Below are 15222 nucleotides of genomic sequence, written 5' to 3' on the forward strand. Positions count from 1 at the left end.
CGTACGCATCATGGGTTGCCGCTCCGGCGCTGGGCGGCGTCGCGCAGCTGGGCTCGGAAGCCCCGTGCGGTCTGCGCGGTCTTGTCGGATTTGGCCACCATGTCGCCGGGCAGGGGCGCCCACAGCGACGGATCGGGGAGCAGGCCGTCGGCGCTCAGGCTTGTGACGCCATGGCGGCCCTCCACCCAGCGCTTGTCCAGGTCGCTGGCGCGCCGGCTTTCTCCCACGGCGCGGGCGACGAACTGGCCCTTGACCTGGCCGAGCTGGGCGCCGATGGATTGGCTCTCGATTTCCGGCGTGGCGAAGATATCGATGTTGCTGCCGTCAGCGCCCCAGGCGGACAGCGACAGGTTGTGGTCGATGCGCTCCACCACCGGTTGCACGAAGATCGCCGGGTCGAAGCCCAATGGCGGCTCGTGCGGGCGACCGTCCTCGGCGAAGAGGCCGACATAGGGGCCCGGCGGGATGTAGGGCGTCGAGATGTCGAGGGTAATGGTCAGCTGCGCCTGATCGGTGAGCCCGGTCAGGTCGCTGATGGTGTAGGTGAAGTAGTCCTTGAGGACTTGCCCGAGGCCGGCGGCGGCCAGCACTTCGCGGTTGCTCAGGTCGATGGTGTAGGTGTAGCTGCCATCGGCATTGAGCACGAGGGTGCCATAGCGGCCGGCGATGGGCTGGCCGACGACACCGGCGGTGCCGCTGCCGTTTTCCTCGCCGGTACGGATGCCGGTGACGGTGAGCTGGTCGCCGCCATCGACGTCGCTGTCGTTGGGCAGCACGTTGCCGGTCGCCTGCGGCGCGGGAGTTTCGTCGCTGGCGAAGTTGTTGTCGTCGCGCGCGGTCGGGTTGTCGTCTGCGCCCCGCACGGTCACGGTCAGGCGCGCTTCCGAGGTGGCTCCGGCAGTGTCGTGCATGCGGTAGGTGAAGACTTCCGTGAGGGTTTCGCCTGCCGTGCGCAGAGCCTGCACGGTAGGGTTGTCGTTGTCCACCCGGTACTCGAAGCTGCCGTCGGCGTTGATCACCAGCTTGCCGTACAGGCCCTGCAGCATGCTGCCGGCGGCGACCGTGGCGCCATTCTGGCTGGTGTAGTGCACGACGCTCTTTGTCTCGCCGTACTGCACGCCGTCGACGTCGGTGTCGTTGTCCAGCACGTTGCCGCGCGGATCGATCCCCGGAGTGCCGTTGTTCACGCCGCCAGCCTCGACGGCGATCGCGGTGTCGTCGTTGGCGATTGGGGTGTCGTTGCGCCCGTCGATGGTGATGGTCAGCAGACCGGGAGTGGCGCCGCCCCAGATGTCGGCACCCAGGTAGGTGAATCTGTCCTGGATAATCTGGCCGCTGGCGCGCAGGGCTTCGACTTCGGGCAGGGAGTTGTCCAGCTGATAGCTCCAGCTGCCGTCATCGTTCAGCGTCAGGGTTCCGTACTGGCCGCGCAGGCTCTGGCCGGGCGCGCTGGCATCGGCAGGCAGCGGGCGGTCTCCGGTCCAGAACGACACCACGTACATCACATCCTGGGGAATCGTGGTGATGGTGTCCGGGTCGGTATCGTTGGCCAGCACGTTGCCGGAGGGATTGCTGCCCGGCGCGTTGTTATGCAGGCCACCGTCCTCCACGGCGGTGCCGAAGTCCGGCTCCGTCACGGGCGGGTCGTTGCGTCCGCGAATGAGAATGATGAGGGTGGCCTGATCGTTGAGGTTGCCGTCATCGGTGACCTGGTAGGTGAACTCCTCAATGGCGAAGGCCAGCGGCCCGAGGGAGACGATAGTGGGGTTGGTGCTGTCGACGAAGTACTGGTAGCGGCCGTCGGCGTTGATCACCAGGGTGCCGAAGGCGCCCTGGATGGTCTGCGGGATGCCCGGCACCACCGGAACCGTGTTCACCTGCGAGCCTTCCGGCCCCTTGGCGATGGCGGTGACGACCAGGTGATCGCCGGCATCGACGTCGGTATCGGCGCCGATGCCGGCGAAAATCCCGGTCAGACCGGCGATGACGTTGCCGGTGGGGTTGCGCCCGCCACTACCGTCGAGGTTGGCCACGGCGTAGTTGATGTCGTCGTTGGCCACCGGGGCGTCGTAGCGGCCCTCGATGGTGATGGTCAGTTGGGCGATGGAGGTGGCTCCATCGGTGTCGTGCATGCGGTAGGTGAAGACTTCCACCAGGCTGTCGCCGAGCTTCAGCGCCTGCACCGCGGCGAGGCTGTCATTCACTGTGTAGGTGTAGGTGCCGTTGGCATTGAGCACCAAAGTGCCGTAGGCGCCGGCCACCACGCCACCGCTGGTGCTCAGGTCGACCAGTGCGCCGCCGGCATTGCGGTCGCCGAGGCGCGCAGCGTCGACCACCTTGGTTTCGCCATAAGCTGCGCCGTCCACGTCGAGATCGTTGGGCAGTACATTGCCGGCAGCGGGGGCGCCGGGGGTGGTGTTGAGTGTGCCGCCGGCTTCGATGGCGCGGCCCGTATCGTCCTGGGCGATGGGGATATCGTTCTGCCCATGGACGATGACGGTGAAGGTGCGGGTGATGGACTTGCCGTTGCCGTCGCTGACGGTATAGGTGAAGACCTCTGTGAGAGTGTCGTTATAGGTACGCAGGGACTGCACGGCCGGGTCGAGGTTATTGACCACGAAGCGGTAGCTGCCATCGGCGTTGAGCAGCAGCACGCCATGGTTGCCGGCCAGGTCTGCGCCCACGGTGCCGTTGGCACCGGTGGGGCTGACCACGGCGGTGATGGTGAGGACATCGCCGTCCGGATCGGTGTAGGAGCCGCGGACGCTGCCCGTCGGGTCCAGCCCCGGGACGTTGTTGAGCAGGCCGCCGGCTTCGGTCGCATGGACCACCACCGGCTGCACGATGGGTGGATCATTCACGCCGGTCACGGTGATCACCAGTTGCGCCTGGTCGGTCAGGCCGCCGGAGTCGTGGATGCGGTAGGTGAAGACCACATCCAGGGTCTGGTTGGCGGTCAGCGCACGGATGGCCGGATCGGCGCTGTTGACCACGAAGAGATAGGTGCCGTCGGCGCTGAGGGTGAGCTGGCCGAAGTTGCCGCTGATGATCGTACCGTTGGCCAGCCGGGCCACGGTGCCGCTGATGGATCCTGGCACGCCGTCGTTGACGTTGTTGGGGATGAAGGTGCCGGCGCTTTCCAGGCCGCTGCGCACGCCATCCACTTTCAACTTGGAGGCCGTGGGCTGGTCGAGGTTGTCGACATCGGTATCGGCACCGACCCCGCCGAGCCCCCCGGTGATCACGTTGCCACTGGCGTTGACTGGAGCCGGGCTGTTGTCGCTGGCGCCGGCGGTGGCGGTGTTGTGATCGTCCACCGCCACCGGCGCGTCGTTGGCGCCTTGGATGGTAATGGTCAGGGTGGCAATGGCGCTCAGGCCGCCCTTGTCGGTGACCTGGTAGGTGAATCGTTCGGGCAGGGTCTGGCCGGGTGAAAGCGCCTGCACCACGGGGTTGCTGTTGTCCACAACGTAGCGGTAGGAGCCGTCAGCATTGATGGTCAGGGTGCCGTAGAGGACCTGCAGGGTTGCCGGCGCGCCTGGCGCCACCGGGAAGATGCTTCCGCCGCCGATGCCGTCGTAGCGCACCAGGCTGACGGCCTTGGTCTCGCCGTAGGTCGTGGAGTCCACGTCGCTGTCGTTGAGCAGCACGTTGCCGATGGCGTCCGAGCCGGGGCTGCCGTTGTTGGTGCCACCGGCTTCGACGGCGGTACCCGCGTCGTTGCGCGCAACCGGAGTGTCGTTGGCGCCGTGGATGTCGATGGTGAGGGACGTGGAACTGCTCAGCCCGCCGGTGTCGGTGACGAAGTAGCCGAAGGATTCGCGCAGTACGTCGCCCGCGCTGCGTAGCGCCTGGACCGCGGCGTTGGTGTTGTCGACCACGTACTGGAAGCCGCCCGTGGCCGTGATGTACAGCGTGCCGTAGCGGCCAGCGAGGGGGGTTACGCCTGTAGCCGCCACCGTCGTGGATCCACCGATGGAGTTCTCCACGCGGGTGACCCTCAGTACGTCGCCGTTGGTGGCGATGTCCACGTCGGTATCGTTATCCAGCACGTTGCCGGTGGGGTCGACGCCGGGGTCGGCATTGTTCAGGCCGCCGGCCTCCACCGCGACGGCGAGGTCGGGATGGGCGATGGGCGCATCATTCACCGGGTCGATGATGATGTTCATTTCATCGGTATCGCTCAATGCATCAGCAGGGTTCTGTCCGGGGATGCCATCCCCGCTCGTGGGATGGTCGCCGAAGTTGCCCTGGTCATTGGTCACCATTTTCAGCGTTTCGGTGTTACGGAAAGTGTTGAAGTCCTGGTTGCCCTTGTAATAGAGCTGGCCGAGCAGCACGTTGATCTGGGCGAGAGTGCCACGCAGCACCAGGGTGTTGCTGGCGCCGGTCGGAGGGGACGCGTCGGGCGCAGGCGTGGTGGCGCTGGTCCAGAGTACGCCGTGGAGCACCGAGAGGGTGACGGTGAGTTCGCCGTTGCCCGCGTCCACGTCGCTGATGGCCAGGCCGCCGATGTGCAGCACGGTGTCTTCCTGGCCATGTTGCGGGGCGAAGGTGTTCACCGGAGCTTCGTTGAGGTGCACGTAGCCGAAGTTCGCCTGGCCGGTCGGGCCGTCGCTGGCAGTGCCGCCATCGAGGGTCAGTTGGACCCGGTTGAAGGTGTTGCCGGCTCCGTCGGTATCGATGCGAACCTTGAGTGTGTTGCCCGGATCACCGGCCACCGGGTTGCTGACCTGCGCCGCGACGTCCACTCGGTACAGGCCGCTGGGCAGGATGCTGAATACATACTGGCCGTTGGCATCGGTGGTGGTGGTCGCCAGTTGCGCGTCGTCGCTCGTGCCGAACAGGCCGTCCGCGCCGGCCCAGGTAAGGGTGACGGTCTGACCGGCCAGGCCGGGGCCGTCCGGCGTCGTGCTGCTGGTGGCCGAGCCGGTGTCGTCCCAGAGGGTACCGCGCACCACGCCGAAGGCGATGCCGACACTCTTCACGTAGTTGTTCAGCACGCTGTCATCCGGCCCCGGTCCATCCTGCCCGGTCCGCTCGCCGGTGGCGGTGCTGGCCGTGCCGACCGCCGAATCGCCCCAGCCGGTGAAACTCTGCGGCAGGCTGGTCCAGGTCAGCACCGCGGAACTGGCGGCATTGTTGGCGATGGGAGTGTCCGGCACGGTGACGCTGTAGCGGAAGCTGACCTTGTCGCCGACGTTGAGTGACGCGAAGTCCACGCCGATGCCGTTGGCCGGGTTGGAGTCGATGTTCAGCGTCAGGCCGGCAAGGGTCGCTGCGCCACCGGGAAGGAAATCGCCCAGGCCATAGGTCACGGTGGTACCGGCGGCCGTGGTGATAGTGAGGCTGATGAACTGGTAGCCGCTACCGTTGGGCAGCTTGTCCTGCAGGTGGACATCGTAGGCGGTCACGTTGCCGTTCTGCTGGAAGCCGACTTCCAGCGTGGCATTGGTGGTGTTGTCAGCGTTCAGGGTCAGGCCGACCACCGACTTGGTGGGATCACTGAAACCGGGTTCCACCACCTTCTCGAAGATCGTGTCGCTCTTGCCGCGGTCGACGCCGCCATTCAGGCCGACATGCTCGAACGCGGTCATCCCGAGCGCCGGGGCGGTGCTCTGATTGCTGGTGACGTTGGCGACGCGCACGTTGAATTCCAGGATCACGCCTTCGATGTCGCCGTCGTTCACCTCGGTGTTGGTCAGGTTGCCCAGGCTGAAGGTGATGGTCTGGCTACCGTTGGCGTTGGTTACGATCTGCAGCCGGCCGCTGTTGACGTTGAATACGCCGGTGGGCTTGTCGCCGGAGAGGTCGGGGCGGATCGGTAGCGATACATCGCTGTTCTGGTTGCCGAACATGGTTAGCGAGCCGCTGCTGATCAGGTTGGTGGCGTCCGTGGTGAGGCCGCCGCCGGTGGAGCCCAGCGCAATGAGGATGTTGTTGAGGTCGGCGGGAATGAACTCGAGCCCGGGGGCCAGTTCGATGCGGATCTGGTAGTTCGGGTTGTCGCCGGTGGGGACGACGACCGCCACGCGGTAGCGGATGATCTCGCCGACCACCACAGTTTCCTGCAGGCCCGAAGTATCGGTGGTGCCCGATGAGTTGGTCGCCGGCGGCGTGGCATCGACCCCACCGACGCGGGACACCTGGATGCCATTGGTGACCGGGATCAGCAGCGAGTTGGCCACGCGGTAGTCGTTGAGCACCCCGGAGTTGAGCACGCCGTCATCGCCGCCGCGCTCGCCGGCCTGGGTATCGGTGACATTGCTGGTGCCATCGAGGCTGGTCCAGCGCACCACGACGTTGTTCGGGATAACCGCCTGGCCAGCCGCCGTGGCGTTCACCACGCCCGACAGGGTAATGACGATATTGCCGCCATTGGCGATATCGATGTTGGCGCCGTTGGCGGTGACCAGCTGGCCATTCTGGATGATGAAGTCCACGCCGCCGTTATTGGTGGCGCCGCCGTTGTAGACCGTGCCGGTGATCACGATGTTGTCCATCTGCGTGGGCAGTATGTTCAGCAGGCTGAGATCGAAGGCATTGGTGCCGGACGTGTTGCTGATGGTGATGGTGAAGGTGACCGTGTCGCCTTCGTCGAAGCCGCCGTAGGTGGGCGTGGAAGTGACTTGCTGGCTCACTGTCAGGGTGGGCTCGACGATGGTCACCGAGGGCTGCTGCGGGCTGGCGACCGTGCGGTCCACGGCCGTGGCGCCGTTGGGCGTATCGCCATCGGGGTCGCTGTAGGTCAGCTGCGCGCCGTTGTTCAGGGTGACGCCCTGCTGGTTGCCCTGCACGTTGCTCGCCACCAGCACCAGGCGGATGACGAAGGCATTGTTGCCGACGTTGTTGTCGGCGTTGGCGCCGGCGGCACTGAACACCAGTTGCAGATCGACACCATCGCTGCCGTCGGGAGAAGACGGAACAACGGTGACGGTACCGTTGAAATTGTCTGTGAGCGCGAGGCTGAACGGCTCCCCGTTAATGGAGGCCCTATTGACGATGACCTGGTAGCCCGCTCCGTTGAAAGCCGTGGTATCCAGGCGCAGGCCCGGTGGGATCAGGTCGGAAAGACGCAGGTTGGCGGTGGAGCCTTCAGGCAGGGTGACGACAATGTCATAGGTCATCTTCTCGCCGATCACCAGGTTACTGTCGGTGGTGTGGCTGGCGCTGGAGTCGTCGGCGGTCAGGCTGCCGTCCTTGTAGACCTTGGTGATGGTCGGCGCGGCGACCTGCTGGTTGGCCAGGTCGACCAGGTCGGTGGGGGTGAAGTCCTGGCCGCCGTTGACGCTCGCATAGTTGGTCAGTGCGGCGCTGCTCTGCAGGCTGCTCGACGCGAGGATGGCGTTGTTTACCGTGGCATCGTAGGTGATCACCACCAGGTTGCGGCCGGCAGCATCGTTGCCGTCGGCGGCGTTGGCGCGGCCGGCGAGGAAGGTCGCCTGGCCGTTGGCATCGAGGAAGGTGATGGTGTTGCCGCTGACGCTGTAATCCACCCCGGCAGTCAGCTTTGTACCGTCGCCCCGGTAGATCTGCAGGTTGGCCAGGCTCAGGCTGCCGCCGACGAAGGTTACGCCGGCGGGCAGGTTAATGCTCGTGGTGACATCGTAGGCGCCGCCACCGCCAGTGTTCTTGATCGCGGTGGCCAGGCGCAGGGTATCGCCGCCATCGATGCCGCTGACGTTGCCGTCGACCGCGGCGAGATCGGTGATGCTGCCGTTGAACGGCCTGGTGCCGGTCTGGTCGGTCGGGAGCCAGTTACCAGTGGTTCCGGTGACGGTTCCGTTGCTGCTGGAGACCACACCGTGCTTGATATCCAGCACTGGTTCGGCGACCGACTCGATGACCGCCACGTCCGATGAGATCAGTACTGTCTTGTCGATGGTGGTGGTCTGGCTGGACTGTGCCAGCACATCCAGCTCGCGCTGGTCGGCGAAGGGCTGGTCGCCTACGCGCATGGTGAACTGCACCTGCACCCGGCCGCCGTTCAGGCCGCCGGAAACATAGTTGCCGAAGTTGAAAATGATCGAGTTGCCCGGGCCGGTGCGTACGCTGTCGGGCACATCGCCGATGTTGTTGCCGGCGCCGAAGGTCCATTGGCCCACGCCGGTACCCTGGGTCCAGTCGGTGACCTGCGAGGCGAGGAGCGGCAGGGGCAGGTAGGCGGTGAGGGTGAAGTTCTCGTAGTCGGCCACCAGCAGGTCATAGGTGATCGTGAAGGTCACCACGTCGCCGGGGCGCAGCTCGCCGTTGCCCGGCGGGGCGCCGCCGTTCACCTGGGTGAGCTGGATGTCGATGTTGGACGTCTTGATGGTGCTGGTGGTGCTGGAGCCGTCGGTCTGCTCGCCGCCGATGTTCAGCGAGTCGCGCAGCACGGTGGCGTCCACCAGCGCATTGTTGCTGACGCTGTCGCCTTCGTTGAGCTGGTCGTGGGGCGGGTGGTCGGAGGTGTAGGTGGTGTCGATGGTCGCGTCATAGATGATGGACATCCGCGTGGCGCCTTCCTGGGCGTCGCCGTCCCACTGGTCACCGAACAGCGCATAGAGCCCCGGCCCCTGGATGGCGGCGGCAATGGACTGGGCGATGTCGAAGACCAGCGTGGTGCTGCCGTCGGCGTTCACCGTGGCGGTGTAGATCACTGGGATGACCTGCGACGCGCCGTGCTGCTGGATGACGATGCTCGGCGGGTTGGTGGCGGAGAAGGTCTGGCCGTCGCTGAGCTGGTCGGTGACGGTGAAGCTGCCCTGGCCGAGGATGTTCTTGCCGAAGGCGTAGAAGTCGGAGATGGCCACGTCCATGGTGTAGCGCAGGGTGTCGCCGGGTGTGATGCCGGTGGTGCCGACGTCGTTCTGCAGGTTCACCGTCTTGAGCAGGGTGATGGATTTGGCGACGAAGGTGACACCCGCGCCGTTGCCGGTGACGGTGAAGGGGTAGCCGTCCGGGTCGCTCGGGCGATCACGCACGTCCAGCGGGTTCCAGTCGCCGCTCACGGTGGCGGTACCGAAGGTGATGGTGCGTGGATTGCCCGTGGCAGGGTCGAGCACCGGTCGCCCGGCGGCGTCGATCTCCGGCACGTAGAAACCGACCGTGGTGGTGCTGGCTGCGCTCAGGGTGTCGTAGTGGATGCTGTAGCTGGCGACGAAGACGTTGGGGTTGTTCAGTGCCGCGGCGATCAGCGTCGGGTTGGTCAGCACGGTGCCGTCGTGCAGGGTGATGGAGGTCAGGGTGCCGCCGGCTCCAGGCGTGATGGAGCTGACATGGACCTGGTCGGGCACCGTCTGGGTGACCGTCACGTTGGTCAGGGTCTGGCCGGGCGCCGGGGTCACGGTGACCGTCTCGGTGCGCGTGAAGTTCGGACCGGTGACGGTCTCGCCCTCGGGCATGTCCACCGTCTGGGTGACCGATAGCAGGGTCGGGGTGACCACGAAGCTGTGCAGTGCGGCTTCCACCAGGCTCGGGTCCTGCGTGGGGTTGTTCAGCGAGTCGTTGCCGTACTCGAAACCGCCGCGGGCGTTGATGGTGAGGTTCGGCGCACCGTCGGAGTAGATGGTGTCGGCCAGGTTGCTCAGTTGCGCGGTGACCTGGATGTCGATGGCCGGCTGGCCACTGGTGACGCTGCCATAGGGCAGTTGCAGCACGATCATCTGGTCGCCGGGCTTCATGCCTACGCTGGCGGCGTTGATCACCAGCGCATTGCCATTGGCGTCCTTGGCGAATGGATGGGTGGCATTGCCGTTGGCGTCGAAGATGACAGGGGTGAACCTCACCACCTGGCCCAGGTAGGTGGCGGAAACGAAGGTGGCGCCATCATTGCCGTCACGGCCGGTGGCCGGCATGAACAGGTCGATGTAGGGGGCATAGCCGACCTGGGTGGACGGGTTGCTGAAGATCACGTCGAAGGTGAAGGTATCGCCCAGGCGCACCGTCGAGCCGCCGCTGCCCATGGCTACAGTGGGGCTGGCATTGGCCAGCAGGCCCTGGAAGTCCGTCAGGGTGTCCGCGCCCAGGGCGATGGCCTTGTCCAGGTCGCCGTTGCGCACTTCCAGGTTCCAGTCACCCCCCGCGCTGCTGGCCCCGGTGGCATTGCTGGAGGCGCCGACGTCGGCTCCGGTCCAGCGGGCCAGCTCGTTGACCAGGGCCTGGCCGGCGCTGCCGGCGCCCACGTCGCAGCCGTAGAGCTGGATGTCCGCGCCGGGGCTGAGTTCGCTGCGCCAGGCGCTCAGGCGTTCGCCGAGCTGGTCGACGGTCTGCGCGGTGAAGGTCTGGTTGCCCAGGGTGAACTGGCCGGTGGCGCCATGGGAGAAGACCTGGATGGAGTCCACCTGGCCCAGTTGCGCCAGGGCATTGCTGATGGCGGCGATGGCGTCCTGTCCGGCGTCGACCACCAGCGCCGTGCTGCCAACCGGTAGGTTGGCCGCCAGTTGATCGCGGTTTTCCAGGCGGGCATCGATCACCACCAGGTTGCGCGGGGCCGGCGCGGGCGCTGCGGCCTGGGCGCGAGCCTCCACGGCGGTGGCGGGCGGGGTGCTGTCTTTGGCTTCGGTGGCCTGGGAGTCGTGGTGCTGCTGGTCGACCGCCGCCGCGGCGGCGCCGTCGAAGAGAATTCGCTGCTCCAGTGCCAGAGCGTGGGTGTGGGGGCGAAGAAGGAATGCGGCGCGCGCCTTGCCCTGATTATCCATTTCAGTACCCATCGGATCGGTCATTGATCACGGCTTGGAACGCAATCTCAAGCACATACGAGCGGAAAGCTTAGCCACAGATTCTCGATAGCGAATAGGAATATGCGTGTGCATTTCGCGACATTCGGATAGTCAGTTTCTGACTGATCAGACAAACGGATGGGATGAAGCGCTGCGCCGGGTTCCCGCTTTCCAGCCAATTCCCGAATGGCTACGCTTGCGCTTCAGGGAGCGGCCAACGTCCCAGTGAACAAGAGGCAGGCCGAATTCAGGGCAAGGGGAGAGCGGGGAATGCGTTACGCGATGTTGCTGTTGTGTGCACTGGTGATCTGGCCGCTGGCGGGATTGGCCGATGCACCGGTGGGCGATGCCGGAAGTGCGAGCAGTGAACTGGCGCCGGTCGAACTGAAGATCGAGAACCGCGTGGTCATGACCTTTCGCGGCACCTTGCTTGGCGAAACCCCGGAGGTACGGGCGCGCCGGGCAAAGTTGGCCATCGAGGACGCCTTGCAGGGCGGCGGCGAGCTGAAGGTCAACATCGATCCGATCCAGAACAGCTACATCGTGCTGCTGGGTTACAGCCGCGCCTTCATCGTCACGCCGCAGGATGTCGATCCGCCGGGCGGCTCGGTGCGCGTCGCGGCGGAGCAGGCGGCGGACAACCTGCGCCGCGTGGTGACCGAGAGCGGCCAGGCGCGCAACCTGCGCTTCCTGCTCATGGCGGCGGGCTATTCGGCGCTGGCCACGGTGATCTACCTCCTGCTGCTGCGCGGCGTCAGCGTCGGGCGGCGCTGGCTGTTCGGCCGCCTGCCGGGCCTGATGAGCCGGCACAAGCAGTGGCTCAAGCTCGGACATACGCCGCTGTTCGACATGCAGTACCTCTACTACCTGTTCGGCCGCCTGGTCTGGCTGGTCTACTGGGTGGTGGTGTTCCTGCTCAGCTACCAGTGGCTGAGCTTCGTGCTGTCGCAATTTCCCTACACCCGGCCGTGGGGCGAGAGCCTCAACGTGCACTTGATCGACCTGGCGCGCTACCTGCTCAACGGCATTCTCGACGCCATGCCGGGGCTGGCGGTGGCGCTGTGCATCGTGCTGATCGCGCGGGCCATCAGCAGCTTTGCCCGGCGCCTGCTGCAACGCCTGGCGCGCCCCGGCACCCTGGGCTGGCTGACCGAGGAAACGCTGCAGCCGACCACCCGGCTGACCTCCCTGGCGATCTGGCTGTTCGCCCTGGTGATGGCCTACCCCTACCTGCCGGGCTCGGGCACCGAAGCCTTCAAGGGCGTCTCGGTGCTGATCGGCCTGATGATCTCCCTTGGCGCCTCCAGCGTGGTCGGCCAGGCCGCCGCCGGGTTGATCCTCACCTACTCGCGGACCCTGCGCGCCGGGGAGTTCGTGCGCGTCGGCGAACATGAGGGCACGGTGACCGAGGTCGGCATGTTCAACACCACCATCCGCACCGGCCTGGGCGAGGTGCTGACCCTGCCCAACTCGATGATCACCGGCTCCGTGACCAAGAACTACTCGCGCATCGTCCAGGGCCAGGGCTATGTGGTGGATACCGTGGTGACCATCGGCTACGACACGCCGTGGCGCCAGGTGGAGGCCATGCTGATCGAAGCGGCGCGGCGTACCGAGGGTATCCTCGAAAAGCCGGCGCCCCACGTCTTCCAGACCGCGCTGTCGGACTTCTACCCCGAGTACCGCCTGGTGGCCCAGGCCATCCCCAGCGAGCCACGGCCCCGCGCGGAGCTGCTGAGCGTGCTGCACGCCAACATCCAGGACGTGTTCAACGAATACGGCGTGCAGATCATGTCGCCGCACTATCTGGGCGATCCGCAGCAGTCCAAGTGGGTGCCCAGGGAGCAGTGGTACAGCGCGCCGGCACGCCCGCCGGCCGACGACGTGTCGCGAAATGAATAGTGCGGCGGAGGCGACTCAATCGGCGCTGCGGCTCTCGAATGCCAGGCCCAGCGCCAGGTCGCCACAGCCCAGACGGCCCAGCCACTGCTGGGCTTTCGGACCGGACAAGTGCGCCTCCAGCTCGGCCTGGCTGGCCCAGCGGGTCTGCACCTGCCAGCGGTCGCTCCCCAGGGGTTTCAGTTCGCCGGACTGGCAGCCGGGCTGCTGGCGAACCTGATCCAGCAGCTCGCCCAGGTAGGCGCCCAGTGCAGAGGCCTGGCCGGGGAGTGCCTGGACACGAACGATGGCAATGGCGGACGGGGACATGGCGAGGCTCCTTTCTGCAGGGTGGGCGGCCATTGGGCGCTGGTGCCGGGCGGCGGTAAAGGCCGGAACCGGCTTTCAAAGTCGACGCTGAAAGGTTAAGCGCCCTGCATCGTCGGCTGAACCGCCAATTCCGGGGAAAACCGCCGGGCCAATCCGTTACGTCGATTCGTCCGCTGAGAGCCTTTATAGGATGGGTATCGCTGCGCTCCACGCCATCCTACGTAGCAGATGTAGATCGCGTGTCAGCCCAACTGCTGCAACAGGTCTCGCACCTTGTCCAGCGCCGGGTCGATGTCCAGGGTGTCGATGGCGCCGAAGCCCAGCAGCAGCCCGTCGCGCATCGGCGCCTGGTCGTAGAAGGGCGCCAGGCCATAGAGGCCGACCTCGACCTTGCGCGCCAGCTCCATCAACAGCGGCACGTTGGTCGGTTGGCGCAGCAGCGCGGTGAGGTGGAAGCCGGCCACCGTGGGCACCGCTTCCAGCCAGGGCGACAGGTCACCATCCAGCCGGGCCAGGATGCGCTCGCGGCGGCCGGCGTAGATGCCGTGGCAGCGGCGGATGTGCTTGAGCAGGTAGCCCTCGGCCATGAACTTGGCCAGCGCCCATTGCGGCAGGGTCGAGCTGTGCCAGTCGGAAATCTGCCGGGCGCGCACCACCGCCGGCAACAGCGTGGGCGGGAGGATCAGGTAGCCCAGGCGCAGCTCCGGCAGCAGCACCTTGGAGAAGGTGCCGATATAGGCCACCACGCCGTGCTGGTCGAGGCTCTGCAGGGCATCGGTGGGGCGCCCTTCGTAGCGGAATTCGCTGTCGTAGTCATCCTCGATCACCAGTGCGCCCAGCTCGACGGCCCGCGCCAGCAGCGCCTCGCGGCGCGCCGGGCTCATCGGCATGCCCAGTGGGAACTGGTGCGAGGGCGTGGTGTAGATCATCCGCGTGCCGTCGGGAATCCGCTCCACCCGCAGGCCCTCGGCGTCCACCGGCACGCTCACCACCTCGGCGCCGAGCATGCGGAACAGCAGTCGCGCCGGTGGGTAGCCGGGGTCTTCCATGGCGACCTTGTCGCCGGGACGCAGCATCACCCGCGCCAGCAGGTCCAGCGCCTGCTGCGCGCCGTTGCAGACCATCACGTCGTCGAGCTGGCAGTTCACCCCGCGCGCATAGGCGATGTGCCGGGCGATGCCGTCGCGCAGCGGAGCAATGCCCTCGGGGCGGCTGTAGTGGCCGCGCGGCGTGTTCATCTGGCGCATCGCGTAGTTCACGCAGCGCCGCCATTCCTCCTGGGGAAACTGCAGCTGGGTAGTTGCGCCGCCGATGAAGTCGGCCCGCGCCGTGCCCTCGGCGCCGGGGTGGCTCAGGCGCGTATCGAGGTTGGCCCAGTGGTCGATGTTGGCCTGGCTGGCGAAGCGGAAGTTTTCCTGGCGCCGGTCGTTGCGGGGTATCCGTGTGTTGACGAAGGTGCCGCTGCCGACCTTGCCCACCAGCAGGCCCTCGTAGGTGAGCTGCGCGTAGGTGTCGGAAATGGTCTTGCGCGAGATGCCCAGTTGCTCCGCCAGCAGGCGGCTGGGCGGCAGCCGGGTGCCGGCGGCGAGGCGGCCGGAGTCGATGGCCTCGCGCAGTTGGCGATAGAGTTGCCCGGCCAGGTCTTTCTGGCCGTGGATGATCAGATGAAGCTCCAAAGCGGGCTCCGGCAGGCTTGGCAGAGCAGGAAGAGTAGCGCCGGGCGGATTGGCCGGTGAAGTTGCGTGAGGAATTTTCCGCGAATTGGCCACCGGCCGGGCGCCCGCTGCCGCGCACAATGGGGCTGTCCCATCCCCGAGGAAAGCGCCATGCAGCCGCGCCTGGATTACTACACCGCATCGCCCGAGGCCCTGAAGGCGGTACTGGCCCTGGAGGCCGCGATCTTCGAGCTGTCCGTCGAGCGGCCCTTGCTGGAGCTGGTGCGCCTGCGCGTGTCGCAGGTGAACAACTGTGCCTTCTGCGCCGACATGCACGCGATGGAAGCCCGGCGCGCCGGGGAGACGGAGCGACGGCTGTTCGCCGTCAGCGTCTGGCGCGAATCGCCGTTCTTCACCGAGCGCGAACGGGCGGCGCTGGACTGGTGCGAGGCGGTGACGCTGCTGTCCGAATCGAAGGTGCCGGACGCGGTGTTCCAGCACGCGCGGGAACAGTTCAGCGAACGCGAGTTGGTGGACCTCACGGTGGCGATCGGGGCGATCAACGTGTGGAATCGGCTGGGGGTGTCCTTCCGCCAGCTGCCGCCAGTCTGAAGCAATCAGGCGGGACAGCCATGGCGCGAAAGCACATAAGGGCCCCT

Annotated in this window: 5 protein-coding genes; 2 read left to right on the plus strand and 3 right to left on the minus strand. The window is 66.4% G+C overall.

Annotated features, from left to right (window positions below; all coding sequences use genetic code 11):
• Positions 1 to 8: 8 nt before the first annotated feature.
• Positions 9 to 10679 (minus strand): VCBS domain-containing protein, encoded by a 10671-nt coding sequence (locus tag O6P39_RS12515; RefSeq protein ID WP_275611941.1) that lies wholly within the window; start codon positions 10677 to 10679, stop codon positions 9 to 11.
• A gap of 291 nt (positions 10680 to 10970) precedes the next feature.
• On the opposite strand from O6P39_RS12515, the gene O6P39_RS12520 reads away from it, so the two are divergent.
• Positions 10971 to 12602: a mechanosensitive ion channel family protein gene (locus O6P39_RS12520; RefSeq protein WP_275611641.1), complete on the plus strand. Its 1632-nt coding sequence runs from the start codon at positions 10971 to 10973 to the stop codon at positions 12600 to 12602.
• 15 nt (positions 12603 to 12617) lie between these two features.
• On the opposite strand, the gene O6P39_RS12525 is transcribed toward O6P39_RS12520, so the two are convergent.
• Positions 12618 to 12908 (minus strand): antibiotic biosynthesis monooxygenase family protein, encoded by a 291-nt coding sequence (locus O6P39_RS12525; RefSeq protein WP_275611642.1) that lies wholly within the window; start codon positions 12906 to 12908, stop codon positions 12618 to 12620.
• Positions 12909 to 13150: 242 nt separating this feature from the next.
• Positions 13151 to 14584 (minus strand): PLP-dependent aminotransferase family protein, encoded by a 1434-nt coding sequence (locus O6P39_RS12530; RefSeq protein ID WP_275611643.1) that lies wholly within the window; start codon positions 14582 to 14584, stop codon positions 13151 to 13153.
• A 150-nt stretch (positions 14585 to 14734) separates the two neighbouring features.
• Here O6P39_RS12530 and O6P39_RS12535 point away from each other — a divergent pair, with 150 nt between their 5' ends.
• Positions 14735 to 15175: a carboxymuconolactone decarboxylase family protein gene (locus tag O6P39_RS12535; protein WP_275611644.1), complete on the plus strand. Its 441-nt coding sequence runs from the start codon at positions 14735 to 14737 to the stop codon at positions 15173 to 15175.
• Positions 15176 to 15222: the final 47 nt, after the last annotated feature.

This window comes from Pseudomonas sp. PSE14 (assembly GCF_029203285.1).
In the GTDB taxonomy this organism is placed as follows: domain Bacteria; phylum Pseudomonadota; class Gammaproteobacteria; order Pseudomonadales; family Pseudomonadaceae; genus Pseudomonas.